General features: G+C 66.2%; 21 protein-coding genes. 13 read left to right on the plus strand and 8 right to left on the minus strand.

Annotated features, from left to right (window positions below; genetic code table 11):
• From DCM80_RS22705 to DCM80_RS22740, 8 genes are all read right to left on the minus strand, one after another.
• Positions 1 to 1,959: a GAF domain-containing protein gene (locus DCM80_RS22705; protein WP_257193783.1), complete on the minus strand. Its 1,959-nt coding sequence runs from the start codon at positions 1,957 to 1,959 to the stop codon at positions 1 to 3.
• 94 nt (positions 1,960 to 2,053) lie between these two features.
• The gene (locus DCM80_RS22710; protein ID WP_257193784.1) at positions 2,054 to 3,838 is read right to left on the minus strand and encodes a thiamine pyrophosphate-requiring protein; all 1,785 of its coding nucleotides are present in this window, start codon (positions 3,836 to 3,838) and stop codon (positions 2,054 to 2,056) included.
• Between the two features lie 1,066 nt (positions 3,839 to 4,904).
• Complete coding sequence (locus tag DCM80_RS22715) at positions 4,905 to 6,500, minus strand: MBL fold metallo-hydrolase (protein ID WP_257193785.1); 1,596 nt, start codon at positions 6,498 to 6,500, stop codon at positions 4,905 to 4,907.
• Positions 6,497 to 7,417, minus strand: coding sequence for a ribose-phosphate pyrophosphokinase (locus tag DCM80_RS22720; RefSeq protein WP_257193786.1), 921 nt, complete (start codon positions 7,415 to 7,417; stop codon positions 6,497 to 6,499). The genes DCM80_RS22715 and DCM80_RS22720 overlap by 4 nt, the downstream gene beginning before the upstream one ends.
• Positions 7,414 to 8,955 (minus strand): thymidine phosphorylase family protein, encoded by a 1,542-nt coding sequence (locus DCM80_RS22725; RefSeq protein WP_257177545.1) that lies wholly within the window; start codon positions 8,953 to 8,955, stop codon positions 7,414 to 7,416. The genes DCM80_RS22720 and DCM80_RS22725 overlap by 4 nt, the downstream gene beginning before the upstream one ends.
• A 91-nt stretch (positions 8,956 to 9,046) precedes the next feature.
• On the minus strand, positions 9,047 to 9,211 hold the full coding sequence (locus tag DCM80_RS22730; RefSeq protein WP_126256157.1) for a Flp family type IVb pilin: 165 nt from the start codon (positions 9,209 to 9,211) through the stop codon (positions 9,047 to 9,049).
• Positions 9,212 to 9,461: 250 nt separating this feature from the next.
• Positions 9,462 to 9,698, minus strand: coding sequence for a hypothetical protein (locus DCM80_RS22735; protein ID WP_257193787.1), 237 nt, complete (start codon positions 9,696 to 9,698; stop codon positions 9,462 to 9,464).
• A 57-nt stretch (positions 9,699 to 9,755) separates the two neighbouring features.
• A complete protein-coding gene (locus tag DCM80_RS22740; protein WP_257193788.1) occupies positions 9,756 to 10,733 on the minus strand; it encodes a Ku protein in 978 nt (325 codons plus the stop codon).
• 233 nt (positions 10,734 to 10,966) lie between these two features.
• Here DCM80_RS22740 and DCM80_RS22745 point away from each other — a divergent pair, with 233 nt between their 5' ends.
• The 13 genes from DCM80_RS22745 (at position 10,967) to DCM80_RS22805 (ending at position 25,339) form a co-directional block, all read left to right on the plus strand.
• On the plus strand, positions 10,967 to 11,122 hold the full coding sequence (locus tag DCM80_RS22745) for a hypothetical protein (protein WP_187435894.1): 156 nt from the start codon (positions 10,967 to 10,969) through the stop codon (positions 11,120 to 11,122).
• A 224-nt stretch (positions 11,123 to 11,346) separates the two neighbouring features.
• Positions 11,347 to 12,012, plus strand: coding sequence for a response regulator transcription factor (locus tag DCM80_RS22750; protein ID WP_018315821.1), 666 nt, complete (start codon positions 11,347 to 11,349; stop codon positions 12,010 to 12,012).
• A 94-nt stretch (positions 12,013 to 12,106) separates the two neighbouring features.
• The gene (locus DCM80_RS22755; protein WP_257193789.1) at positions 12,107 to 13,483 is read left to right on the plus strand and encodes a sensor histidine kinase; all 1,377 of its coding nucleotides are present in this window, start codon (positions 12,107 to 12,109) and stop codon (positions 13,481 to 13,483) included.
• A 159-nt stretch (positions 13,484 to 13,642) separates the two neighbouring features.
• Complete coding sequence (locus DCM80_RS22760) at positions 13,643 to 15,043, plus strand: hypothetical protein (RefSeq protein ID WP_257193790.1); 1,401 nt, start codon at positions 13,643 to 13,645, stop codon at positions 15,041 to 15,043.
• Between the two features lie 98 nt (positions 15,044 to 15,141).
• The gene (locus DCM80_RS22765; protein WP_028135430.1) at positions 15,142 to 15,411 is read left to right on the plus strand and encodes a hypothetical protein; all 270 of its coding nucleotides are present in this window, start codon (positions 15,142 to 15,144) and stop codon (positions 15,409 to 15,411) included.
• Positions 15,412 to 15,542: 131 nt separating this feature from the next.
• Positions 15,543 to 16,649: a c-type cytochrome biogenesis protein CcmI gene (ccmI, locus tag DCM80_RS22770; RefSeq protein ID WP_257193792.1), complete on the plus strand. Its 1,107-nt coding sequence runs from the start codon at positions 15,543 to 15,545 to the stop codon at positions 16,647 to 16,649.
• Between the two features lie 37 nt (positions 16,650 to 16,686).
• A complete protein-coding gene (gene ccmE / locus DCM80_RS22775; RefSeq protein WP_257193793.1) occupies positions 16,687 to 17,211 on the plus strand; it encodes a cytochrome c maturation protein CcmE in 525 nt (174 codons plus the stop codon).
• On the plus strand, positions 17,208 to 19,190 hold the full coding sequence (locus DCM80_RS22780; RefSeq protein ID WP_257193794.1) for a heme lyase CcmF/NrfE family subunit: 1,983 nt from the start codon (positions 17,208 to 17,210) through the stop codon (positions 19,188 to 19,190). Before ccmE ends, DCM80_RS22780 begins: the two co-directional genes overlap by 4 nt.
• Before the next feature lie 4 nt (positions 19,191 to 19,194).
• On the plus strand, positions 19,195 to 19,677 hold the full coding sequence (locus DCM80_RS22785) for a cytochrome c-type biogenesis protein (RefSeq protein WP_028135434.1): 483 nt from the start codon (positions 19,195 to 19,197) through the stop codon (positions 19,675 to 19,677).
• 129 nt (positions 19,678 to 19,806) lie between these two features.
• Positions 19,807 to 21,150 (plus strand): methyl-accepting chemotaxis protein, encoded by a 1,344-nt coding sequence (locus DCM80_RS22790; protein ID WP_257193795.1) that lies wholly within the window; start codon positions 19,807 to 19,809, stop codon positions 21,148 to 21,150.
• Positions 21,151 to 21,374: 224 nt separating this feature from the next.
• Positions 21,375 to 22,955, plus strand: a complete 1,581-nt coding sequence (locus tag DCM80_RS22795) for a Do family serine endopeptidase (RefSeq protein ID WP_257193796.1) — start codon at positions 21,375 to 21,377, stop codon at positions 22,953 to 22,955.
• Between the two features lie 274 nt (positions 22,956 to 23,229).
• Complete coding sequence (locus tag DCM80_RS22800) at positions 23,230 to 23,910, plus strand: response regulator transcription factor (RefSeq protein WP_049820256.1); 681 nt, start codon at positions 23,230 to 23,232, stop codon at positions 23,908 to 23,910.
• Positions 23,911 to 24,112: 202 nt separating this feature from the next.
• Complete coding sequence (locus DCM80_RS22805; RefSeq protein ID WP_257193797.1) at positions 24,113 to 25,339, plus strand: TetR/AcrR family transcriptional regulator; 1,227 nt, start codon at positions 24,113 to 24,115, stop codon at positions 25,337 to 25,339.
• Positions 25,340 to 25,381: the final 42 nt, after the last annotated feature.

The following is a 25,381-nucleotide window of genomic DNA, read 5'->3' on the forward strand; positions in this document are numbered from 1 at the left end:
TCAGCCCGCAGCATCCGGGAAGCTGCTCTTCCGCGGCAGCCGAATCGTGAATTCGGTGAACGCGCCGGGCTTGGTCGCGACCTCGATGGTGCCGCCATGCTGCTTCACCACGATGTCGTGGCTCATCGACAGTCCGAGGCCGGTGCCTTCACCGGCCGGCTTGGTGGTGAAGAACGGGTCGAACATCTTCTCCTTCACCTCGTCCGGAATGCCGGTGCCGTTGTCGCGAATGCGGATCTCGACCTGATCGCCGCGGTCGCGGGTCGCGGCGCTCACGACCGGCTCGTAACCAGCCGCCTCGCTCTCCGCCTTGCGCTTGGCGACCGCATGGAATCCGTTTCCGATCAGGTTCAGCAGCACCCGCGTGATCTCCTGCGGGAACAGGTCGGCCGAGCCGGCCGCCGGATCGAGGTCGCGTTCGAGCGTCACGTCGAATTGCGGCTGCTCGGCCCGTGCGCCGTGATAGGCGAGGTTGAGGCTCTCCTCGACCACCGCGTTGACGTCGCTCAGGCGCTGCTCGCCGCCGCCCTCGCGCGAATGCAGCAGCATGTTCTTGACGATGGAATCGGCCCGCCGTCCGTGCTGGACGATCCTGCCGAGATTGTCCTTCAGAAGTTCCGTGAGCTCGTCGACATCGGCGCGAACGTCGTTTGCGAGGGCGACGGGCGCGAGCACCTCGTTCAGCTCGTCGGCCAGTTCGGCGGAGAGCGAGGCGAAATTGTTGACGAAGTTGAGCGGGTTCTTGATCTCGTGCGCGATGCCGGCGGTGAGCTGGCCGAGCGATGCCAGCTTCTCGGTCTGCACCAGCCGGTCCTGCGCCGCGCGCAGATCCTCGAGCGACCTTGCGAGCTCTTCGGTGCGGCGCGCGACTTCGTTGAACAGGCCGACATTCTTGATCGCGATCACGGCCTGATCGGCGAAGGTCTGCAGCAGGCGGACGTGATGCTCGGCGAAGGCACCGGTCGCGCGCCGCGTCGCGATGATGATGCCAATCGCCTCGCCCTCGCTCATCAAGGGCGCGAACAGCATGCTGCGATAGCCGCGGGCACGTGCGATGTCGCGCGCGGCCGGCTCGAGCTCGGTGTCGGGCAGCTGCGCCGCCGTGCCATTGGCCACGAGCCCGTAAGGCGGAAACCGCGCGAACGGCACGGGGAACGAGGCCTGCAGCACGCGATCGCCGGCCGGGTCGGTCGGGGTGAACGCGGCAAGGTGCGCGGCGCCGTCGACATAGCGCAGCACCGCCGTCGAGAAGCCGCCGATCAGCCGGTTGGCGTTGGCGGCGATGGCGTCGAACACCGGCTGCACGTCGGACGGCGAGGCGGCCATCACCTTCAGGATGTCGGCCGTCGCGGTCTGGCGCTCCAGCGCGGCCTTTGTCTCGTTGAACAGGCGCGCATTCTCGATCGCGATGACAGCCTGGTCGGCGAAGGTCTGCAGCAACTGCACGAGGTCGGGCGCGAACGCGCCCGGCTCGGCACGCGTGACACTGATCATGCCGACCGGCGTGCCCCGGTTCATCAGCGGCATGAACAGCACGCTGCGGAAGCCGCGCAGCCGCGCCAGCTCGCGGTTCAGCTCGGGGACGTCGTCGGCCTCGCTGTCGGGAAACTGGATCGTCTCGCCGCCGCGCACCAGCGCGAAGGTCGGAAACTCCGTGATCTTGCGCGGGAACGAGGCCTTCAGCCCTTCGTCCGCCTCCGGGCTGGTCGGCGTGTAGGCCACCAGGTGCAACTCCTCGCCGATGAACTGGAGCACGGTGGCGGAGAAGCCGCCCAGCAGGCGCTTGGAGCTCGACGCAATCGCGGCGAAGACCGGACGGGCGTCGGAGGGCGAGGCCGCGATATTGCGCAGGATCTCGGCGCTGGCGCTCTGGCGATCGCGCGCAATCGCCAGCTCGCTGCGCAGCCGCGCGTTCTCGGCTGCGAGCCCAGCGGCGATGTCGTTCGGAGAGTTGGCCATTCCTGATCCGGCTTGATGCCGCGACAGGCGCGGCACAAGGCCGGATTATCACATCTTTCGCGGCGGGAGCCAGCGCCAGCGGCCGAGGCCCGGCTCACGTGCCCGGCCGCGACACCTCGGTCTCCTTGGCTGTGATGAACTCCAGCAGCACTGGAACGCCTTCCTGCGTCTTCTGGATGCCGCGCCTGATTGCGGGGACGATATCCTGCGGCCTTGTCACCCGCTCGCCATAACCGCCGAAGGCGCGCGCCATCGCGGCGTAGTCGCCGGAAATGTCGGTCGAGCGATATTTCTCGGTCGAGATCGGCATCACCTTCAGCTCGATCGCCATCGAGAAATTGTTGAGCAGGATCGACATGATCGGGATGCGCTCGCGCACCGCGGTCTCGAAATCCATGCCGGTGAAGCCGATGGCCGCATCGCCCCAGACATTGATGCAGAGCTTGTCGGGCTTGGCGAGCTTGGCGCCCATTGCCAGCCCCAGGCCGTAGCCGAGCTGCGTCGTCTTGCCCCAGCCGAGATAGGTGAGGGGCATTGTCGACTTCCAGAACGGCGAGAGCTGGTCGCGCGGGCTGCCGGCATCGTGCGTGATGATGGTGTTGTCGATGTCGACGGTGTGCTGCAAGTCCCACAGCACGCGATAGGGGCTGAGCGGGGAGTCATTGCTGGTGAGCTTCGGCATCCATTTCGCCAGCCATTCCTTATGCGAGGCCGCGATCTCGGCCGCGACCGCCGTGGCATCGCGATCCGCGGTAACGGACTTGCCGATCTCCTCCAGCAGCGCGTCGAGCACCAGGCCGGCATCGCCGACCAGGCCGATTCGAGCTTCCACATCCTTGTTGAGGTGGTTGGGATCGAGCGTGGAATGGATGATGGTCTTGCCCTTCGGCATCGCGATGCCGAAATTCGTTTCGGTGAACGAGCAGCCGATGCCGAAGATGACGTCGGCTTCGCCGAGGAATTTCGGCACCGCGCGCGGCACTGCAAGGCCGCCGGAGCCGAGCGAGAGCGGATGCGTTTCCGGGAACGAGGATTTGCCTCCCAGGCTGGTGGTGACGGGGATCGCCAGCCGCTCGGCGAGCCGCTTCAGCTGCGGCCAGGCCTGCGCGTAATGCACGCCCTGGCCGGCATAGATCACCGGCCGCTTGGCATTGACGAGCAGGCTGGCGGCTTCCCTGACATGCACGGGATCGGCGCCGTAGCGCGTGCGCAGCACCGGCGTGTAGGCGAGCGGCTCCGGCACCTCCTCGTTCCACATGTCCGCGGGGATCTCGACGATGACGGGCCCGCCGCGGCCATTCTTCAATTTGGTGAAGGCGCGGCGGAAGATGTTGGCGACCTCAGCCGCCAGGATGATCGGCTCGGACGACTTCGCGAACGGCTTCATCGCCTCGCTGGAATTGAAGTTCGGCTCGATATGCGCCAGCCGGCGCTGATAGCCCATCGGCAGCACCAGCACGGGCACGGATTCGCCGAAGCATTGCGCGACGCCGCCCATCGCATTCTCCGCGCCGGGCCCATGCTGCATGCAGAACGCGCCGATCGAGCGCCCCGAGGTCACGCGCGAGATCGCATCCGCCATGTGGATGCCGACGCGCTCCTGACGCACCATCACGGGGCGGATCTCGGCCTTCGCCGCATGCTCGATCAGATGGTTGACCGGATAGCCGCAGAGGATCTCGATCCCCTCGCGCCGCATGATTTCCGCAATGGCGGTGCCGAGCTTCATGGCGTCTCTCTCCCTGGCAAGGCCGGTTGATCCGGCGATTGGGGAGAGAGGATCAGGAAACGGCGCGATGGACAAGCGCTCCCGGTCGCGGCGATCGGAGGTCAGCCATGCAGGCGCCGATGTGCAGTGATTGCGTTGGCGCTTCAGCATCTGAGCGCGGACGCCAACGCAAGTCAGTCCTCATCCTGAGGGCCCGCCAAGGGCGGGCGTCTCGAAGGATGGCTGCAGGCGATGGGCGAGCGAAAGCGGGGCCACAATCGGTTGTGCTGCCCGACGGGCAAAACACCCCAGGGCTGGGTCGAGAGCTGCCAGCAAAAATATTCGTATTTACAGAAATTCGCTTTTGCCGTACAAGCCTGGACATCCCGCCCGCCACGAGGGGCGTTTCGCGATCGTCACGAGACGCGGGCCGGGATGCGATGGCCGCGACGGCGTCGGCGCGCATGCGAACTGCAGGGCGGGGAATCCCGTGAGCAGCGACCTGCGCGATACGACACGGCGCTGACAGCGTCTTCGCATGGCCTCGACGGCGAGCGCACGCCAGCCATCGAGAGCCCAGCGAGGATGTGCGCGGACGGAGAAGTCGTGTGGTCCTGACGCCCGGGGTTCTGGCGTCAAGTCTTGGCGGAGATGTGGCGGCCAACCGGCACGTGCATCGATCATCCGCAAGGCGACGGGGGCAATAGTGCAACGCTCCCCGGGGAGAGCACGAAGGACACCGTGAAAACCATCGCGCAGGGAAGGCCGGATGTTCCGGCATCACCTGTCGTCCACCCCGTGCGCTTTTCTGAAGCACACGCGGGACTTCGGGTGCCAGCCGGCGCCCGGCCTTCCCTGCGCCCTTGCTTTCGATAAGGGCGGAAGAGGATCGCAAAGCTCGGGCGAAACAGGCCGCGAGGATGCGAAGGTGTGCCCAACGCCAAACAGCGGTCGCGTGCCCCGGACGCAGCGCAGCGTCCCTTCGACGGTGCGCTGCAGAGCCGGGGCCCATCTATCAGCGGAACGCGCAGCCTCCCTGGGTCCCGGCTCTGCGCAGCAGCGCAAGAACGCTGCAGCGCGTCCGGGACACGAGAGACGCGGGCCGTGGCCAAACACTCTGTCATTGCGAGCGAAGCGAAGCAATCCAGGGTCTTTCCGCGGAGGCAGTCTGGATTGCTTCGTCGCAAGAGCTCCTCGCAATGACGAGTTTGCGGCGGCTTTCGCATTTCGCCGTCCGCTACGCCTTCTCCTCCAGCGCGCGGCGCAGCCTGCGGATGATGACGCCGCGGGCGCGGTCGTCGGCAGCGGCTCCGATCCTGTCGCTGATGTCGAGAACGAGCTCCGACATCTCGTTGTGCCAGTCGAGGCGGGTCACGGCCTCGGGCGCCAGCCGCCGGCGGCGGCCGACGTCGAGCACCCGCGGCTCCGGCGCGGCGAGCTCGTAGATGTCGTCCAGGATCGGCTGGTAGACCTTGGCTGCCGGAATGATGCGCCCGGCGACGCGCTCGGCGAGACCCGCGACCGCGCCTTCCTCGCCGTGGACCAGGAACAGTCCGCGGGCGATGGGGCGGCGCGCCGCGATCCAGCTGGCCATGCCGGCGCCGTCGGCGTGGCCCGAATATTCGTCGATCATGCGGATGCGGGCCGCGACCTTGATCTCGTCGCCCTGGATGCGGACCGCCTTGGCGCCGTTCTGAAGGAAGCGGCCGAGCGTGCCGTTGGCCTGAAAGCCGGCGAGCAGCACGGTGGCGCGTTCGTTCCACAGCCAGCGCTTCAGATGATGGCGGATGCGGCCGGCGTCGCACATGCCGCTTGCGGCGATGACGATATGGAATCCGGACAGGCGCATGATCGCCTTGCTCTCGTCCGGAGTCTCGGTGAACTTCAGATGCGGCGAGTTGAGCAGGCGAGAGACGTCGACGGTGGGATCGAGGCTCTCGGCATGGCGGCGAAACACTTCGGTGGCGCGGATTGCGAGCGGAGAATCGAGGAAGATCGGTGCGGTCGGAATCTCGCCGTGCTCCATCAGGTCGACGAGATCGACGATCAGCTCCTGGGTGCGCTCGACCGCGAAGGCGGGCAGCAGCAGCGCGCCGCCCGCGGCCGCCGCATCGCGCACCTCGGTGGCGAGATGCTTGCGGCGCAGCGCAGGCGTCGTGGCCTCGCGTATCCGGTCGCCATAGGTCGCTTCCGAGATGACGTAGTCGAAATCGGTTGGCGCTTCGGGATCGGGCTGCAGCAGCTTGGCCTCCGGCCCGACGTCGCCGGAAAGCAGCACGCGCAGCGGACGCGGCGCGCCGTGCTCGGCGATCTCCAGCTCGATCGAGGCCGAGCCGAGCAGATGGCCGGCGTTCCAGTAGCGGGCGCGGACGCCCGGGATCACGTCGGTCCAGCGTTCATAGTCGACCGCGCGAAACGATTGCAGCGATGCGATCGCATCGGCTTGCGTATAGATCGGGTGCACCTCCTTGCGACCGCGCGAGGCGTTGCGCCGGTTGAGCTGGGTGACTTCCGATTCCTGGATGCTGCCGGCGTCGGGCAGCATGTAGGAGCAGAGGTCGATCGTGCCGCGCGTTGCCAGGATCGGTCCCTCGAACCCCCCTCGCACCAGCTTCGGCAACAGGCCGCTGTGGTCGATATGGGCATGCGTGAGCAGCACGGCATCGACGTCGGCGGGACGAAACGGAAAGGCGCCGTAATTGAGCTCCTTCAACGTCTTCTGGCCCTGGAACAGGCCGCAATCGACCAGGAAGCGGCCGCTTGCGGTCTGGAACAGATAGCTCGACCCGGTCACGGTGCGGGCGGCACCGCAGAATCGAACGGTAATGCTCATGGAATCGTCTCCGGAAGCTGTGTCGTCGGTAGTTCGGACCGCAAGGCGGCCGCAAGACTCTCGTCGAGCGCAATCGCATTGGTTGGATGCGGCACGCTGTCGGTCGAGCGGATCGACCGGATGCCGGCTTCGGTGAATGCGGGGATCATCGCCGGCGGAAACAGCGCGTGTGTCACGACCGCATCGACCGCGGTCGCGCCCATCGCCGCCAAGGCCTTGGCCGCGGCGATCAGCGTCGTGCCGGACGAGACGATGTCGTCCACCAGCAGCGCGGGCCGTCCCGACAGCAGGCCGGGATCGGCAAAGCTGATGGAAACGGATCGATCGCCATGCCGCGTCTTTCGCGCCACCGTGTGCTGCAAGCGCAGCCGGCGCGCGATGTCGCTCACCCAGGGCTCGGACTCCATGTCGGGCCCGATCACGACGGTGGCCGGGTCGATGCCGCCCGTGGCCAGCGCGTTCGCAATCGCCGGCATGGCGGACAGGTTCTCCACGTCGATGCCTGGAAACACCGACCTGATGTCGGGGGTGCGATGCAAATGCGCATCCACGGTGACGATGCGGTCGACGGTCCTTGCGAGCAGATCACCGACGGCACGCTGGCTGATGGCTTCGCCGGCATGAAAGGCCGCGTCCTGCCGCATATAGCAGAGATAGGGCGCGACCAGCACCAGCCGCTTCGCGCCGCCGCGCCGCAAGGCCTCCGCGGCGAACAGCAGGGCGATCAGCTTGTCATTGGGTTGATCGAGCGGGGCATAGAGCAGGGTGATGTCGGCGGCGGGCGCGACGGTGACGCGCAGCTCGCCGTCGGGAAAATGATGCACGGCGATCTCGGCGCAGGACAGCCCGAGCCGGGCCGCAAGGCGCTTCGCCGCATCGCGGCCGCCGGGCAATGTCTGGAGCGCGATCGTGCTCACGAGGCCGACTTGCGCTGCGGGGCCTCGTGACCGTTGACGACGTAGCCGGTCTCCTCGGCGGCGGCATCGGCAGCCAGATCATGCTCGGGGCGGTCGAACGTGTAGACGCGATAGAGCGGCTCGCCCTGCTCGACGCGGTCGCCGATCTTCTTGAACAGGCGGATGCCGGCACCCTTGTCGAGCGGTGCGCCGGCGGTGCGGGCGAGGCGGTTCAGGCGCAGGCAGTCGATCGCGGACACGGTGCCGTCATGGGACGCCTCGACGTCGAAGCTGAGCGATCCCAGCTCGTTGCTGCAGGTCGACGGTCCCTGGGCGTCGATGATCTTCTGCATCTGCTTCAGCGCCGCGCCGCTGTCGAGCAATTCGCGCGCCCGCGCATAGCCGGCGCCGCCGCGCAGCTTCGGATCGTATTCCAGCAGATGCGCGGCGAGCCGCAGCGACTTCTCGCGCAGGTCGCGCGGCGCATCGGGCTCGTTGCCGAGCACCGCCATGACGTCATTGGCCTCGAGCACCGGCCCGATGCCGTTGCCGATCGGCTGGCTTCCGTCGGTCACGATCACCTCGACGGAGCGGCCGAAGCGGTCGCCGACGAATTCGAACAGCTTGCGCAGCCGCATCGCCTCGACGCCGCTGGTGACCTTCGCGGTCGGGCCGACCGGAATGTCGATCAACAGATGGGTCGAGCCGGCCGCGATCTTCTTGGAGATGATCGAGGCGACCATCTGCTCGCGGGTATCGAGGCTGAGCGGACGCTCGACCGAGATCAGGACGTCGTCGGCCGGCGACAGGTTCACGTGCCCGCCCCAGATCAGGCAGCCGTTGCAGGCCGAGACGATCGCCTTCATCTCCTCGACGCCGACATTCACCCGCGCCAGCACCTCCATCGTGTCGGCGGTGCCGGCAGGCGAGGTAATGGCGCGCGAGGAGGTCTTCGGGATCGGCAGGCCGTGGGCGGCGACGATCGGCACCACGACCATCGAGGTGCGGTTGCCGGGGATGCCGCCGATGCAATGCTTGTCGACGACGACAGGGGTCGGCCACACCAATTGCGTGCCGGCCTGGGCCATCGCACCGGTGAGGGCGAGCAGCTCGTCGCTGGTGATGAAGCTCGCCGAGCCGATCAGGAAGGCGGCGATCTCCATGTCCGAGTAGCGATAATGGGCGAGGTCGTTGATGATCGCGCCGATCTCGGCCTGGCTCAAGGTTCGGCCGCGGATCTTGGCGCGCACCGCCTCCAGGCTCTCCGGAGGCGCAGCGGGCCTGACCGTGACCTGCGTGCCCACGCCTTGCGCGAAGCGCCGGAACGCCGGCTCGGACAGTCCGATCTCGTCCGGTGCCGCCAGCGTATCGTCGTCCGTGATCAGCAGGGTCGCCAGCATGACCTTGTCGCCCTGGCGCAGCTCGACGCGGCTGAAGCCGCGGAAGATCTCGGCGCGCAGCGCCTTCGACTGCCTGGAGACGACGACGACATTCTCGCGGCCGGTATCGAGCCGGACCCGGCGGATCTTCAGTTGGGCGTGCGAAAGCTCTGGATGCATGGACAGGCCGGCAGGGAGGAAACTCGGCCCTCATGCTTAGACGTGGCGGCCCTGATGCTGTTGACGCAGATCATGGCCGGCGCGGCCGGCGTTACTTGATCGCCGTGCTGACCGCGTTGAACTTGCTGTTGAGGAGGGCGCCGCCCGTGTTGTTCACGGCGGTCACGATCGCCAGCGCGATCCCCGCGGCGATGAGGCCGTACTCGATGGCGGTCGCACCATTCTCATCGGCAAGGAAAGACCTAAGCAAACGCATTGCCCAACTCCTGTTCATCCGATCCAACGTATCGTCGCGTCGTCATCGAATTCGTCAATAGATCGAATAAGCTTGGTGCGCCAAAAAATTAAGCCCCGCGCGATCGCGCCTCCGCTGATACGACGGCAGTCATTAAATTAGGGTTCCGCCGGTGCGTCCAAATGGATTCAAATCGGCAGGCCCTCGCGGTCGCATCGGGAGGAGGGTGCCGCTTAACCGATTGTTGAGGCTGTTTGCCGGGCCAGCGTGCTCATCGGCGCCGTCCGGGCGCGTTCAGGGCCCGCAACATGGCGATACGGGCGAACATCACCCAGCCGCCGCCCGTCTCGGCCGCGTTGATCAGGGTCTCGACGGCGGTCTGCCAGTGCGCCTCGCGCTGGGCGTCCTCGGGCAGCTGCATGATGTAGTCCGCCGCGTCCTGGAGCGTGAGCAGCGTGCGCCTGCTGCTCACGTGCACGGGATCGTCGAACGCCGTCGACCAGGGCATGTCAGGCGGCCCGATCCGCGGGGGGTGACATCACGGCGTGATTGCAGGATGGCGCTGTCAGCCCGCCTTCTTCGCCCGCGCCGGCGCGCGGACCGGCTTGTCGGCGGCCTTCTTCGGGGCCTCCTTCGCCTTTGCCGCAGCGTCCTTGCCGCCCTTGCCGGAGATCGGCAGCAGCATCTCGCGCTGGCCCTCGACGCGCTTCTTCGGCTTCTTGGCCTTGGCTTCCTTGGCAACCTTGGCTGCGGGCGCGGTGTCCTTCTCGTTCGCGATGCTCTTCTTCAGCGCGTCCATCAGGTTGATGACGTTGCCGCCGGTCTTCGGCGCCGCCTTGGCTGCGATCGGCATGCCGCTGCGCTTCTTGTTGATGAGATCGATCAGGGCGGTTTCGTAGTGATCCTCGAACAGCTCCGGCTCGAACGCGCCGGACTTCTTCTCGACGATGTGCCGGGCGAGGTCGAGCATGTCCTTGGTGAGCTTCACGTCCTGGATGTCGTCGAAATATTCCGTCTCGCTGCGGACCTCGTAGGGGTAGCGCAGCAGCGTGCCCATCAGCCCGCTCTCGAGCGGCTCGAGCGCGATGATGTGCTCGCGGTTGGTCAGCACCACGCGGCCGATGGCGACCTTGTCCATGCTGCGGATGGTCTCGCGGATCACGGCATAGGCGTCGTGGCCGACCTTGCCGTCGGGCACGAGATAATAGGGGCGGATCAGATAGCGGTTGTCGATGTCGGTCTTCGGCACGAACTCGTCGATCTCGATCGTGTGCGTGGAATCGAGCGCGATCTCGTCGAGCTCATCCTTGGTGACCTCGATGTAAGTGTCGGTGTCGACCTTGTAGCCCTTGACGATGTCCTCGGAGGTCACCTCGTCGCCGGTCTCGGCGTCGACCTTGAGGTACTTGATCCGGTGGCCGGTCTTGCGGTTGATCTGGTTGAAGGAGACTTTCTCGGTATCCGACGTGGCCGGGTAGAGCGCAACCGGGCAGGTCACGAGCGACAGACGCAGAAAACCCTTCCAATTGGCGCGGGGGGCCATGGGCTACTCCAAACGCAACAGGGACAGACTTATGAGGATACCATCGGGGAACAACGAATCAAAGCAAGGTCGGTTGCTGAATCTTCCAACTGCGTTAACCGGCCGCTGCGCCCTGCTGTCGCTGCCCGATCCGGGCGTAACAGCCGGAACATCATATCCCATCACGCGTTGGCCCTGACATCAGCTGCGAGGAGGTCGCGGCTAATCGAAGCGACATCCAGATTGAGGGCATCATGGCAACCACGCGAGAGCAGCGTCAGATCGTGGAAACTCCGACCGAGGCGCGCCAGGGCGAGCCCGGACCTTCGGTGGCGGCGCTGCTCGCCATTTCGACCGGCCTTGCGATCCTGATCCTCGCCGTCGTTTGGTTCGTGTTCTTCCGGACCTGACGGCCGAGAGGAAGGCGGACCCTTCAGACCTGCCGCGGGTACGCGGCACATTGCGCCCGCCCTGCTGCCGGTCCGTCCGGCCGCAGGGCGGGCGCAGTCGCGTCGGCGATCGACATCCTATATGACCGAAAAGTAAGGCGGCAGGTTCCCCGCGTTCATATTCAGTTCACGCCGGAATTGCTCATCTGTTGCCGTGTTGTCGCGGTCTATTGCTGGAGAGAAGCGTGCGCCTGCTCGTTGTTGAGGACGACCCTGATCTCAATCGCCAGCTCACCAAGGCGCTGACAGACGCCGGCTATGTCGTCGATCGGGCCTTCGACGGGGAGGAGGGGCACTATCTCGGCGACAACGAGCCGTACGATGCCGTCGTGCTTGACATCGGTCTGCCGAAGAAGGACGGCATCTCGGTGCTGGAGGCCTGGCGCCGCAACGGCCGCACCATGCCGGTCCTGATCCTCACCGCACGCGACCGCTGGAGCGACAAGGTGCAGGGGTTCGACGCCGGCGCCGACGACTACGTCGCCAAACCGTTTCACCTGGAGGAAGTGCTGGCACGCATCCGCGCGCTGCTGCGCCGCTCCACCGGCCATGCCCAGAGCGAGCTCAGCTGCGGTCCGGTCACGCTCGATACCAGGACCGGCCGGGTCAGCGTGTCGGGCAATCCCGTCAAGATGACCTCGCACGAATATCGGCTTCTGGCCTACCTGATGCACCATTCCGGGCGGGTGGTCTCGCGCACCGAGCTGGTCGAGCATCTCTACGACCAGGACTTTGACCGCGACTCCAACACCATCGAGGTCTTCGTCGGCCGCATCCGCAAGAAGCTCGATGTCGACATCATCCAGACCGTCCGCGGCCTCGGCTATCTCCTGACCCCGCCGGCCGCCTGACGCGGTCCGGGGCTTGACGGACCGCCCGACAGGGGCCTTGGTCCGGTCATGACCGCCGACGTCCTGCCATCCTGCGCCTCCCGGGATATTTCCGATGGCCGCTAGCTCACTTGCCAACCGACTGTTCCTGTCGGCGACCGCCTGGCTCGTGGTGATCCTGGCCATCACCGGCGTGGTGCTGTCGTCGGTGTACAAGGACGCCACCGAGCGCGCCTTCGACCGCCGGCTCAACCTCTATCTGCGCACCCTGATCGCGGAGGTCGCCACCCCCGACGAGCCGCCGGACCGCCAGTTCCAGTCGCTGGGCGAGCCCCTGTTCGAGCTGCCGCTGTCCGGCTGGTATTGGCAGATCACGCGGACCGACACCGAAAAGCCGGAAGTGCGCTCCTCGCGCTCGCTCTGGGACAAGAAGCTGCCGAAGCTGGAGGAGCAGGGCGCCGAGCTCACCGCGGCCGGCATTCGCCTTGCCTATGTCGACGGGCCCGAAGGGCAGAACCTGCGCATGGTCGAGCGTCCCGTCGATCTCGGCGCCGACGGCAAGTTTCTGGTCAGCGTCGCCGGCGACGACACCGAGATTTTCGACGAGACGCGCAGCTTCGATTATTATCTCGGCGGCACCTTCACCGCGCTCGGCATCGTGCTGCTGCTGACGACCGTGTTCCAGGTCCGTTTCGGCCTGGCGCCGCTCAAGCGCATCTCGGAATCGATCGCCGACATCCGCTCCGGGCGGGCGGAGCGGCTCGAGGGCGAATTCCCGGTCGAGATCGCGCCCTTGGCACGCGAGACCAACGCGCTGATCGATGCCAATCGCGAGATCGTCGAGCGCGCGCGCACTCATGTCGGCAATCTCGCCCACGCGATCAAGACGCCGCTGTCGGTCATCGTCAACGAGGCCGGCGCCCACATTGCCGATCCCTTCGCGGCCAAGGTAATGGAGCAGGCGGACGTGATGCGCGACCAGGTCGCCCATCATCTGGAGCGCGCCCGCATCGCCGCGCGGGTCTCCGTGGTCGCGACCGTGACGGAGGTGGCGCCCGCGATCGAGGCGCTGCGGCGGACCATGGAGAAGATCCATCGCGATCGCGGCATCCTGGTCGAGGCCAAGGCCGATCCGTCGGCGAAATTTCGCGGCGAGCGCCAGGATCTGGAGGAGATGGTCGGCAATCTCGTCGACAATGCCTGCAAATGGGCGGTCTCACGCGTTTTCATCGAGGTCCTGGTGGATCCGCCGCCCCAGGCGGGGGCGGGCCCGCGGCTGCGGATCATCGTCGACGACGACGGCCGCGGCCTGTCGGAGGTCGAGCGGGCCCAGGTCTCCCGGCGCGGCCAGCGGCTCGACGAGTCCAAGCCCGGCTCGGGATTGGGACTGTCGATCGTGACCGACCTCGCCGCGCTCTACGGCGGCAGCCTCTCGCTCGGCGGCGCGCCGACCGGCGGCCTGCGCGCCGAGCTGGTCCTTCCGGGAATATAATCCGTTGTTCCGGCGAGGATTTCCGCCCTCGCCAAGGGCCGGCTGACGCCGGCCAGGGGGATTCAGCCCGACTTCCTAAACGGCTTCTTAAGTGGGCCCTCCTATGATCGCGCCCGGACGCATCCAAGTCCGCGATTTTACCGTGCATTACCCGGGCGCATGAGCCAGACATCGATCGAGCGGCTGAGGGAATATCTCGCGCAGCTCCCGCCGCAGGCGCAGGCGCTGCTGATGCGGGAGTTCGAGCGCGCGCTCGAGCGCGGCCAGGACACGGCGGTGGCGACCCTCGTGCTCGAGCAGTTGCGCAAGATCGTCCGCAAGACCGAGGCCGATGAAGCTCCGCCGCCGCGCACGGACGATCTGTCGCGGCTGCTGTTCCAGGTGCTGGAACCGTTCCTGGTCGAAGCCGGCGTCCCGATCCGGGTCGGCCAGATTCGCCGCTCCTCGCTCCAGCCGATCTGGCAATGGCTCGGCCGCGACGGCGCGCCGGACAAGATCAACGAATTCGAGGCCGCGCTGGCCCGCATGCCCGCCGACAGTGCGGGGCAGGTCGAGGCCTTGGCACTCAAGCTCCAGGCCGCGGCTGCGGACGCCATTTTCGCGCTGACGGGTCCCGGCGGCGGCGACAAATCGCGGGCGCTGGCCCGGGTCGGCCCGCCCAACGTGATCGAGGACCTCTATTCGATCGGAGCGGTGCTCCAGGTCCGCGAGGCCATCGCCAGCCTGAACGAGAAGCTGCCGCGGACCTTGCGCGCATTCGGCGATTCCCAGATCGCCTCGGTGACGTCGGCGCTCAACATTCCGGTGCTGCAGACGCCGCAGATGCTGCCCTTCGCGCTGTCGGTCGTGGTGCAGCGGATGACCGCGCCGTGGCAGATCATTCGCCTCGCCATCAAGATCGCCGCCTCCGACGACGAGATCCGCGTCGCGGCGACGCCTTACGGCGCTGCCATCACGATCGCGCTGCACGATCTGTCCTGTGTCGCGGCCACCTTGCGCATGGACATCAAGCGCGGCCATTTCGACAACGTGGCCGGTAATCTCAAAGCGTTGCATGACGGCGTGCGCGGTCTGCGCACCGAGCTCGACCTGCGCAACGATTCCGCCTGGGGCAAGCAGCTGATCTCGATCCGGGCCGACATCTCCAACGCGCTGCAATCCGAGATCGACAGCGTTCCCGGCCGGGTCCGCCGCATCCTGCGCCAGCGGCCCGAGAAGGACATTCCCCCGGGCGCGCGGATCGACGGTACCGAGGTGGAGGAGACCTTGGCGCTGATCGATTTCGTCGCGACCTGCCGCAATTATGCGAGCGAGCTTGCGATCAACGAGGTGACGCTGCGCACCTATTCCGATCTTCAGCAATATGTCGAACGCTCGACCGAGCAGCTGGTGCAGTCGTTGCGCGCCGCCGATCACAAGGTCCGCACCTATCGGCAACAGCAGGTGGACGCCGCGATTCGCTTCTGCCAGGTGCTGTTCGGCGACGATTACGCCTCGCTGATGAGCCGGGCCGCGCAAAACGCCGCTACCGGCGAGCGCAAATCGTCGCGCGCGAGCTGATTAAGCGCATATTTTCGTGATCACAATTTCTGGTTGACGGTGGCGGTAGCGCGCCGTACGGTTCCCGTAGAAATCCGGGGGACATCTATTTGTGGCGCATGAAACCCGTCATCAGCTCGATCGAAATTGAGAACCGTGTCGTCGTTGCCAAGTATCAAAGGCTGATGGTCGGCGCCAAAGTGGTGCTGGTCGAGAAGGCAAGCGGCCGGCAATGGTCCGAGACCATCACGCGGGTTGCGTCGCCGGTTCCCGTTGGCGCGCTGCGCATCAGATTGCCGGAGGCCGTCACGCCGGGAACGTATTTCCTGAAGGCCTTCAACGGCCACGGCGAGCAGGCCGCGCAAAGTGCGGATTTCGAGATCGGCTAAGCCGTTGGATTCGCATCGTTTCGAGACTGCGTGCGGTCGCGCCGAATTGACAATTGTCAATTGCCGCATCGTCCGGCCGTGGTGTAAAGGCACCTATAGGCGCACTTCGTGCGCTGCCGGAAGCTTGCCAGATGACGCTATGGTTCGTGTTCGCGCTGATGACGGTCGCGGCGATTTTCGCCGTGCTGTGGCCGCTTGGCCGCAAGGGACGCGCGCAAGATCAAGGTAGCGAGGTTGCGGTCTACAAGGACCAGCTGGCCGAGATCGAGCGTGATCTCGCCGCAGGTTCGATTCCGGCGCCCGACGCCGAGGCCGCGCGCATCGAGATCAGCCGCAGGCTGCTGGCCGCGGCCGCCAGCGAGCCCGCGATGGCAGCGACCTCGAACGTGACATGGCGCCGCGCGGCGGCCGTGCTGGCGCTCGCCGGCCTTCCGCTCGTTGCGATCGGCGTCTACATGCCGCTCGGCTCGCCGAAGCTTCAGGACTTTCCGCTGGCGCAACGGGAGCGCGTGCCGGGCAAAGCGCAGTCGCTCGAGAATCTCGTCGCACAGGTCCAGCAGCATCTGGAGACGAATCCGACCGACGGCCGCGGCTGGAACGTGCTGGCGCCGGTGCTGCAGCGGCTCGGCCGGTTCGACGATGCGGTGCGCGCCTATCGCAACTCCCTCACCTACAATGGCGAAAGCGCGGAGCGCCGGGCCGATCTCGGCGAAGCGATCGCGGCCGCCGCCGGCGGCGTGGTGACCGCCGAGGCCAAGACCGAGTTCGAGCGGGCCCATGCGCTGGACGCGGACGATCCCAAGGCCAATTACTTCCTCGGCCTTGCCGCCGAGCAGGACGGCCGCAAGGACGATGCAGCCAATATCTGGCGCGGGCTGCTTGCGAAAGCGCCCGCCGATGCGCCCTGGCGCGCTCTGGTGCAGACCTCGCTGGCGCGGGTCGGCGGCGGCGGCACGATGCCGGCGCTGTCCGATGAGACGATTGCCGCGTCCAAGGACATGGCCGAAGGCGATCGCAACGCGATGGTGCGGGGCATGGTCGAACGTCTGGCCACCCGGTTGAAGCAGAACGGCGACGACGTCGAGAGCTGGCTGCGCCTGGTGCGCGCCTATCTCGTGATGGGCGAGCGGGACAAGGCGATGGGGGCGTCGGCCGATGCCCGGCAGGCGGTGGCCGGCGATGGCGAGCGGCTGCGCCAGCTCAACGAAGGCCTCAGGACGCTCGGGCTCGGCGGATGACGATGTCGGGACGACAGAAGCGGAGAACGGATACGCCATGACGCGCAAGCAGCGACGTATGACCATCATCGGCGGCTCGCTCGCCGTGCTCGCGCTCGCGGCCGCGCTGGTGCTCAACGCCCTTCGCGACTCCATCGTGTTCTTCTCGACGCCGACCATGGTCGCCGAGAAGCACGTCGAGCCGGGCAAGCGGTTTCGTCTCGGTGGGCTGGTGCAGCCCGGCTCGCTGCAGCGTGGGGACAATCTCGCGGTGACGTTCGAGGTCGCCGACGGCAACGCCAAGCTGCCGGTGGCCTACAAGGGCATCCTGCCCGACCTGTTCCGCGAGGGGCAGGGCGTCGTGGCCGAAGGTGCGCTCGACGCCAACGGCGTGTTCAAGGCCGATACCGTGCTTGCCAAGCATGACGAGACCTACATGCCCAGGGACGTCGCCGATGCCCTGAAGAAGCAGGGGCACTGGAAGGACGATTACGGCGGCAAGCCCGCTGACGGCGGCAAGACATCTGATGCGGGCAAGCCGGCGACGACGGCGCAGGGCAATCCGCAAGGAGCGGTGCGGTGATCGCAGAAACCGGACATTACGCCCTGGTGCTGGCGCTTGGGCTCGCACTGATCCAGTCGGTCGTGCCCCTGATCGGCGCGCGCCTGCGCGACGCAGCGCTCATGAACGTGGCGCGCTCCGCGGCGCTGGCGCAGCTTCTGTTCGTCGGCGCTTCGTTCACGGCGCTCGTGATGCTGCACGTGAACTCGGATTTCTCGGTCGCCAACGTCTACGAGAATTCCCACTCGATGAAGCCGCTGCTCTACAAGATCACCGGCGTGTGGGGAAACCATGAAGGCTCGATGCTGTTGTGGGTGTCGATCCTCGCGCTGTTCGGCGGGCTGGTCGCCGCCTTCGGCAACAATTTGCCGCTGTCGCTGCGCGCGCACGTGCTCGCCGTCCAGGCCTGGGTCGCCGGCGCCTTCTATCTCTTCATCCTCGTGACGTCGAACCCGTTCCTGCGTATCGCGAGCCCGCCGATCGAGGGACGCGATCTCAATCCGGTGCTCCAGGACATCGGGCTCGCCGTGCATCCGCCGATGCTCTATCTCGGCTATGTCGGTTTCTCGATCTCGTTCTCCTTCGCCATCGCGGCGCTGATGGAGGGACGGATCGACGCGGCCTGGGCGCGCTGGGTGCGGCCGTGGACGCTGGTCGCCTGGATCTTCCTGACGCTCGGCATCGCCATGGGCTCGTACTGGGCCTATTACGAGCTCGGCTGGGGCGGCTGGTGGTTCTGGGATCCGGTCGAGAACGCCTCGCTGATGCCGTGGCTCTCCGGCACCGCGCTGCTCCATTCGGCGCTGGTGATGGAGAAGCGCAACGCGCTGAAGGTCTGGACCATCCTGCTCTCGATCCTGACCTTCTCGCTGTCGCTGCTCGGCACCTTCCTGGTGCGCTCGGGCGTCATCACCTCGGTGCACGCCTTCGCCACCGATCCCACCCGCGGCGTGTTCATCCTGCTGATCCTCTGCCTGTTCATCGGCGGCAGCCTGTCCCTGTTCGCAGGCCGCGCCACTTCGTTGAAGCAGGGCGGCCTGTTCGCGCCGATCTCGCGCGAGGGTGCGCTGGTCCTGAACAATCTGCTGCTCACGGTCGCCTGCGCCGTCGTGCTGTTCGGCACGCTCTATCCGCTGGCGATGGAGATGCTCGCCGACTTCAAGATGTCGGTCGGTGCACCGTTCTACAACCTCACCTTCGCGCCGCTGTTTGCCCTGTTGCTGCTGGCCGTGCCGTTCGGGCCGATGATGGCGTGGAAGCGCGGCGACCTGCTCGGCGTGACGCAGCGCCTGCTCGCTGCGGGCGTTGCCGGGCTCGTCGCCGTTGCCATCGCCTGGGGCTGGGCCACGGGCGGCAGCACGCTGGCGCCGCTCGCGATCGGGCTTGGCGTCTTCGTCATCGCCGGCGCGGTCACCGACATCGTCGAGCGGACCGGGCTCGTGCGGCTGCCGTTCGCGACCGTGCTGCAGCGGGCGCGCGGCCTGCCGCGCTCGGCCTGGGGCACCGCATTTGCGCATGCCGGCCTCGGCGTGGCGCTGATCGGGATCGTCTGCGAGACCACCTGGAACAGCGAATATATCGCGACGATGAAGCAGAACGAGGTCGCCCACATCGCCGGCTTCGACGTGAAGCTCGACGGTGTGCTGCAGCGTCAGGGCCCGAACTACCGCGAGATGATCGCCGAGTTCAACGTCAGCCGCGACGGCGCCCCGCTCAGCGTCATGACGCCGTCCAAGCGCAGTTTCACCACCCGCGGCTCTTCGACCACCGAGGCCGCATTGCTGACGCGCGGCGCGAGCCAGCTCTATATCTCGCTCGGCGACGCCAACGCCGAGGGCGCCATTGCCGTGCGCATCTATTACAAGCCGATGGTGCTCATGATCTGGTGGGGGCCGGTGCTGATGGCGTTCGGCGGCGTGCTGTCGCTGTCCGATCGGAGGCTGCGGGTCGGCGCGCCGAAGCCGGCGCGGACGAAGCAGCGCCTCCAGCCGGCGGAGTGATCCGATGCGCCGGATCATGGCCGCGTTCGCCCTGTTGATGCTGCTGGCTTTGCCTGCGGCCCACGCGGTGCAGCCCGACGAGATCATGTCGGATCCCGCCAAGGAAGCCCGTGCGCGCGAGCTGTCGCGCGAGCTGCGCTGCATGGTCTGCCAGAACCAGTCGATCGACGATTCCGATGCGCCCCTGGCGCGCGACCTGCGGCTCCTGGTGCGCGAGCGCATCGGCGCCGGGGACAGCAATTCGCAGGTGCTCGACTTCCTGGTCGCGCGCTACGGCGAGTTCGTGCTGCTGAAGCCGCGCTTCGAGCGTCAAAACGCGCTGCTGTGGCTGCTCGGACCGCTGCTGCTGATCGGTGGCGGCGTGGCGTTGTGGCTGCAAATCCGCCGTCGCGCCCATGGCGGTGCAGACGTACCTGCACCGCCGCTGACGGCCGACGAAAAAGCGAAGCTCGCGGCCTTGATGTCCGAGGAGACCAAATCTCCGTAGCCGCGCGATCATCGTTGTGGCCACGTAGTCCTACGTAGATCGCTGGCTCACCGCCGCGCGGTTCATGGTATTTTGACCTTTGTCTGGAAGCTTGTCGCGAGCTTCGATTCCAGACTCCGAGTTTCTCCGATGTTCGCGAACAGCAATCTGACGATCCGCTTCCTGGTCGGCGCCGTCGTCGCTGCACTGTTGTTCTTGCTGGGCATCGGCGGCGGCACCGGCTTCGTTGCGGTGCTCTATCTCAACAACGAGATCACCAGCCTGTCCTCGAATTTCGCCGCGCTGAGCGGCCCCGCGCGCGACCATGCCATGCAGATCTATCAGCAGGCGCAGGCCGCGTTCTCCTACTTCCTGGTCGCCTGCGGTGTGATCGCCGTCGTCGCCTTCGCGATCTGCCTCACGACCTGGTTTGCCGTCCGCAACGGCATCCTCAATCCGCTGGCGGCGATCGTCCATGCGATGCGCGAGGTCGCCGACCAGAAGTTCGAGACGCCGGTTCCGGGGCTCGGCCGCACCAACGAGATCGGCCTGCTCGCCGGCGCGCTGGAGGTGTTCAAGACCAACGGCATCGAGCGGCGCCAGCTCACCGAACGGCAGCTGCACGAAGCGCAGCACCAGGCCGAGCGATCGAAATTCCTGGACGACCGGATCAAGCGCTTCAACGATCTCGTCGCCAGCGTCGTCGATAGCGTGGCGTCATCGGCGGTGCACCTGAAGAGCAACGCCGAGACGCTGTCGCGGACGGCCAACGACACCAGCACCAAGGCCAATGCGGTGGCGAGCGCGGCAAGCCTCGCCAGCGCCAGCGTGCAGACGGTGGCAGGTTCTGCCGGCGAGATGACGAATTCGATCGGCACGATCAGCCGCCGCGTCACCGACGCGACCCAGCGCGCTGAAGGAGCGGCGTCCGAGGCGGAGAGGAGCCGCGACACCATCCACACGCTGTCGGATGCTGCCGACAAGATCGGCGAGGTCGTTCAGCTGGTGCAGGCGATCGCATCGCAAACCAATCTCTTGGCGCTGAACGCCACCATCGAGGCGGCACGGGCAGGGGAGGCCGGCAAGGGGTTTGCGGTGGTCGCCTCCGAGGTGAAGAATCTTGCGCATCAGACCAGCAAGGCGACGGAGGAGATCACCTCCCACGTCGCCAGCATTCAGGGCATCACCGCACAGACGCGCGATGCGATCGACGGCATCTCCAAGACGCTGTCGGAGATATCGTCCATCATGTCGGGCATCGAGGTCGACACCTCCCAGCAGCGCAACGCGACGCAGGAGATCACGCGCAGCGCCCAGGACGCCGCGCGCGGCACCCTCGACGTCTCCAACCATATCGTGCAGATCACTTCGACCTCCGCCGAGACCGGCCGCATGGCCGCCGAGGCGCGCGATTCCGCCGTCGATCTGTCGCAGCAGGCGGAAACTCTGAAGCGCGAAGTCGACGAGTTCATCGTCAGTGTCAGAGCGAGCTGAAGCGCGCAAAAAGCCCGTCCCACGCCATCTCGGGGGAACTCGCGTTAAGTTCCTGTGGGATCACAATTTTCGGACTGCGATTAACTGCCGCATCCGCGTTGCAGCTTCATTACGAAAGTTTAACCCCGCCGCCAGCGCACGGTAAGGCGGGAGTCCCCATCTTCAGGTCCGCAAGGTGCCGTCCTCAGGCATCACATGGATTTCAAGGCCCTGGAGATCTCTGCATGTCCGACCGTATCGACCTCTCGAACCTTCCGTCCTACCGGCAGCCGCGCCGGTCGGTGTTCTCCGCGCGCAGGCTCGCGCTGATGGCCTCGGTCGTCGCCGGCCTTGGCGCCGCCGTCTATGGCTTTGGCACGTCGACCTCGCCGGCCGACCTGTTCTCGAGCCCGGCGCATGCGCAGGTCAACAACGAGGTCCGCAAGGTCGAGCGACCCATCGGCTTCGCCGACGTTGTCGAGCGCGTGAAGCCGTCGGTGATCTCGGTGAAGGTCAACATGAAGGAAAAGACTGCGAGCAACGATGACGGCGACGATTCCTCCTCGCCGTTCCAGCCGGGCTCGCCGATGGAGCGCTTCTTCCGCCGCTTCGGTGGTCCGGAGGGCTTTCCCCCGGGCATGAAGGGCGGCCGCGGCCGCGTCGTGCAGGGCCAGGGTTCCGGCTTCTTCATCTCGGCTGACGGCTTTGCCGTGACCAACAATCACGTGGTCGACGGCGCCGACAAGGTCGAGGTCACCACCGACGAGGGCAAGACCTACACCGCCAAGGTGATCGGCACCGACCAGCGCACCGACCTCGCCTTGATCAAGGTCGAGGGCAGCTCGAGCTTCCCGTTCGCCAAGCTCGCCGACAGCAAGCCGCGCATCGGCGACTGGGTGCTCGCGGTCGGCAATCCCTTCGGTCTCGGCGGCACCGTGACCGCGGGCATCGTTTCGGCGAGCGGCCGCGACATCGGCAACGGTCCCTATGACGATTTCATCCAGATCGACGCGCCCGTGAACAAGGGCAATTCCGGCGGTCCGGCTTTCGACACCAACGGCGAGGTGATGGGCGTCAACACCGCGATCTACTCGCCCTCCGGCGGCAGCGTCGGCATCGCGTTCTCGATTCCGGCCAGCACGGTGAAGAGCGTGGTCGCCCAGCTCAAGGACAAGGGCTCGGTCAGCCGCGGCTGGATCGGCGTGCAGATTCAGCCCGTCACGTCCGACATTGCCGACAGCCTCGGCATGAAAAAGGCCGAAGGCGCGCTGGTGGCGGAGCCGCAGGCCAACGGTCCGGCCGCGAAGGCCGGCATCGAATCCGGCGACGTGATCACGGCGGTCAACGGCGAATCCGTCAAGGACGCGCGCGAGCTTGCCCGCACCATCGGCGGCATGGCGCCCGGCGCGACCGTGAAGCTCAACGTGCTGCACAAGGGCCAGGACAAGGTCGTCAACCTCACCCTCGGCCAGCTGCCGAACACGGTCGAGGCCAAGGCCGACAACGACAATGACAGCGGCAAGGGTGCGAGCAAGGGCACCGATGTCCCCAAGCTCGGCATGACCGTTGCCCCCGCCAATTCGGTGGCCGGCGCCGGCAAGGAAGGCGTCGTCGTCACCCAGGTCGATCCGAAGAGCGCCGCGGCCGAACGCGGCTTCAAGGAAGGTGACGTGATTCTCGAAGTCGGCGGCAAGAGCGTCGCCACCGCCGGCGAAGTCCGCGATGCCATCACCGCGGCGCGGACCGACAACAAGAACAGCGTCCTGATGCGCGTGAAGAGCGGCGGCCAGTCGCGCTTCGTCGCGGTGCCTCTCGCCAAGGGGTAAGCCTTCAGGAGGCTCTCGAGATGAAGGGTGTCGCCGGCATCAGTCGCCCCCGCCGCCGGCGCCCTTCGGGGAAGCAGCGTAACGTCAGCTTCCCCTTGCTACCTTCCGGTGGAAAAACGCCCCCCTCCGTCGGAAGGCCTAGGGCGGTGAAGTCCCCCCAGCTTCACCGCCCGCCTTTTTCTCCATGCCAGCGTCTCCCCCTCGGCTTGCATGGGATCGCCGCTCGCGCCATGTTTAGAGAAGGTTGACCTCCTTGACCGCCGCCGAACGCACGATGCGCCTCCTCATCATCGAAGACGACCGCGAATCCGCCGACTACCTCGTGAAGGCGTTTCGCGAGGTCGGACACATTGCCGACCACGCCGCCGACGGCGAGGAGGGCCTCGCCATGGCCGAGAGCGGCGACTACGACGTGCTGGTGGTCGACCGCATGCTGCCCAAGCGCGACGGCCTGTCGCTGATCGGCGCGCTGCGCGATAAGGGCAACACGACGCCGGTGCTGATTCTGTCGGCGCTCGGGCAGGTCGACGACCGCATCAAGGGCCTGCGCGCCGGCGGCGACGATTATCTGCCGAAGCCCTATTCCTTCGCCGAGCTGCTGGCCCGCGTCGAAGTGTTGTCGCGCCGCCGCGGCGGGCCCGCCGAGGACACGCTCTACCGCGTTGGCGACCTCGAGCTCGACCGGCTCTCGCACCGTGTCGCCCGCGGCAAGGACGAGCTGACGCTGCAGCCGCGCGAATTCCGTCTGCTCGAATATCTCATGAAGCATGCCGGCCAGGTGGTGACGCGCACCATGCTGCTCGAAAATGTCTGGGACTATCATTTTGATCCGCAGACCAACGTGATCGACGTGCACATCTCGCGGCTGCGCTCCAAGATCGACAAGGGTTTCGAGCGGCCGCTGCTGCACACGATCCGCGGCGCCGGGTATATGATCCGCGACGGCATGCGATAAGGCGAGCTCGCCCGTTGCGCCGATCGACTGGCGGCGAGGTAGCGCCTGCAATCGTCGGCTGCGTCACCGGCCTGCTGCTCCTGCCCGGACGTTGTCGGACGATATTGGCCGACCCCCTCATCGGATGGCAAGAATACCCGACGTGTGGTAGGGGACATCCCACCTGGATGAATCCGTCCCCGATCAGGAAGGATATTCAAGCTTGCAAGTCGCCGCCTTCCCGTCCGACCGAGCTGAAGAGATCCTCGTGTCGGCTTCCAGGCTGTTTGCCCGCCATAGCTATGCGAACGTGACGATGGAGCAGGTCGCAGCCTCGGTGCGATCGGTGCCGGGGGCGCTGTACCACTATTTCCGCGACAAGGAAGACCTGATCTTTCACTGCTACCTGCGCGGACTTGCGCTCTACAGGCACGAAATCGAGACCGCGGCCGAGCCCGGTATCGACGCGCTCGAGGTCGTCAGGCGATTTATACGTGCCCGGCTGCGGCCTGAAGGCCAGCGCATGATCCTGTTCACCGACATCGATGCCCTGGCCGCGTCCTACAGCAACGATGTGCACGCCAGGCGTTGGCAGAATGCCGCGCTGCTGGCCGGCATTCTGAAGCGTGGCGTTGCCGACGGCTCGATAGCCTGCGAGGAGCCGCTCCTGACGGCCGTCGCCCTCATCTCCATCCTGGATTGGGTGCCGTTCTGGTTCTCCGAGCGCGACTATTATTCGCGCCAGCAGGCGATTGATGCGATTGATGACATCATCACGCATGGAGTTTATCGGCGTGAGATTGCCTTGCCGGACATGCCTCAAGCGCCGAGCCTGGCACCGTTTCTCCAGTCCCGCTCCAAATTGAACAAGCGCGCCGCGAAGCTGGACAGGATGCTCTCGATTGCCTCTGACAGTTTCAACCGAAGGGGAGCGTCCGGCACGTCACTCGAGAGCATCGCGGCGGACGCCGGCATGACCCGTGCCGGCATCTACTATCATTTCAGCGAAAAAGAGCGCCTCTTGCTGGCTTGTTTGCGAAGAGGGCTGGCCGGCGAGATCGGCATTCGAGAGCATTTGCAGGATCTCGGGCTCGGGCCGTTCGATTATGTCGTTCAGAGAGTGCGTCTGTTGTTGATGCTGCACGACACGCCTTGCGGGCCCAAGGCGACCTACCACAACATCAACTATCTCAACGACGTCGACCGGAAGCACTATGTCGGGCAGGTGCTCGCGACGATCGGGCAGGACCAGAGAAATCATCAGCGTTGGATCGATGAAGGATATTTCCGGAGCGTCGACACCCACTTCGCCGAACGCGTTCTGACTGGAATGGGCCACTGGTACCCGATCTGGTTCAGGGGCGAGCGGAGCTGGTCTCCGATGCAGATTGCCGATCATTTTTCGCGGCTGTTCCTCGCGGGACTCAAGCCGCGTCGCGGGGTGGTATAAAGCAACCAATCAGCCGCAGATTGAGCGCAGGATTGAGGTCAA

Source organism: Bradyrhizobium sp. WBOS08, from assembly GCF_024585125.1.
In the GTDB taxonomy this organism is placed as follows: Bacteria; Pseudomonadota; Alphaproteobacteria; order Rhizobiales; family Xanthobacteraceae; genus Bradyrhizobium; species Bradyrhizobium japonicum_B.

Coding starts and splice junctions, on each gene's coding strand:
- DCM80_RS22705 (WP_257193783.1), bottom strand. CDS start 1,959: ATGGCCAACTCTCCGAACGACATCGCCGCTGGGCTCGCAGCCGAGAAC.
- DCM80_RS22710 (WP_257193784.1), bottom strand. CDS start 3,838: ATGCTGAAGCGCCAACGCAATCACTGCACATCGGCGCCTGCATGGCTG.
- DCM80_RS22715 (WP_257193785.1), bottom strand. CDS start 6,500: ATGAGCATTACCGTTCGATTCTGCGGTGCCGCCCGCACCGTGACCGGG.
- DCM80_RS22725 (WP_257177545.1), bottom strand. CDS start 8,955: ATGCATCCAGAGCTTTCGCACGCCCAACTGAAGATCCGCCGGGTCCGG.
- DCM80_RS22730 (WP_126256157.1), bottom strand. CDS start 9,211: ATGCGTTTGCTTAGGTCTTTCCTTGCCGATGAGAATGGTGCGACCGCC.
- DCM80_RS22735 (WP_257193787.1), bottom strand. CDS start 9,698: ATGCCCTGGTCGACGGCGTTCGACGATCCCGTGCACGTGAGCAGCAGG.
- DCM80_RS22740 (WP_257193788.1), bottom strand. CDS start 10,733: ATGGCCCCCCGCGCCAATTGGAAGGGTTTTCTGCGTCTGTCGCTCGTG.
- DCM80_RS22745 (WP_187435894.1), top strand. CDS start 10,967: ATGGCAACCACGCGAGAGCAGCGTCAGATCGTGGAAACTCCGACCGAG.
- DCM80_RS22755 (WP_257193789.1), top strand. CDS start 12,107: ATGGCCGCTAGCTCACTTGCCAACCGACTGTTCCTGTCGGCGACCGCC.
- DCM80_RS22760 (WP_257193790.1), top strand. CDS start 13,643: ATGAGCCAGACATCGATCGAGCGGCTGAGGGAATATCTCGCGCAGCTC.
- DCM80_RS22765 (WP_028135430.1), top strand. CDS start 15,142: ATGAAACCCGTCATCAGCTCGATCGAAATTGAGAACCGTGTCGTCGTT.
- ccmI (WP_257193792.1), top strand. CDS start 15,543: ATGACGCTATGGTTCGTGTTCGCGCTGATGACGGTCGCGGCGATTTTC.
- ccmE (WP_257193793.1), top strand. CDS start 16,687: ATGACGCGCAAGCAGCGACGTATGACCATCATCGGCGGCTCGCTCGCC.
- DCM80_RS22785 (WP_028135434.1), top strand. CDS start 19,195: ATGCGCCGGATCATGGCCGCGTTCGCCCTGTTGATGCTGCTGGCTTTG.
- DCM80_RS22790 (WP_257193795.1), top strand. CDS start 19,807: ATGTTCGCGAACAGCAATCTGACGATCCGCTTCCTGGTCGGCGCCGTC.
- DCM80_RS22795 (WP_257193796.1), top strand. CDS start 21,375: ATGTCCGACCGTATCGACCTCTCGAACCTTCCGTCCTACCGGCAGCCG.
- DCM80_RS22800 (WP_049820256.1), top strand. CDS start 23,230: ATGCGCCTCCTCATCATCGAAGACGACCGCGAATCCGCCGACTACCTC.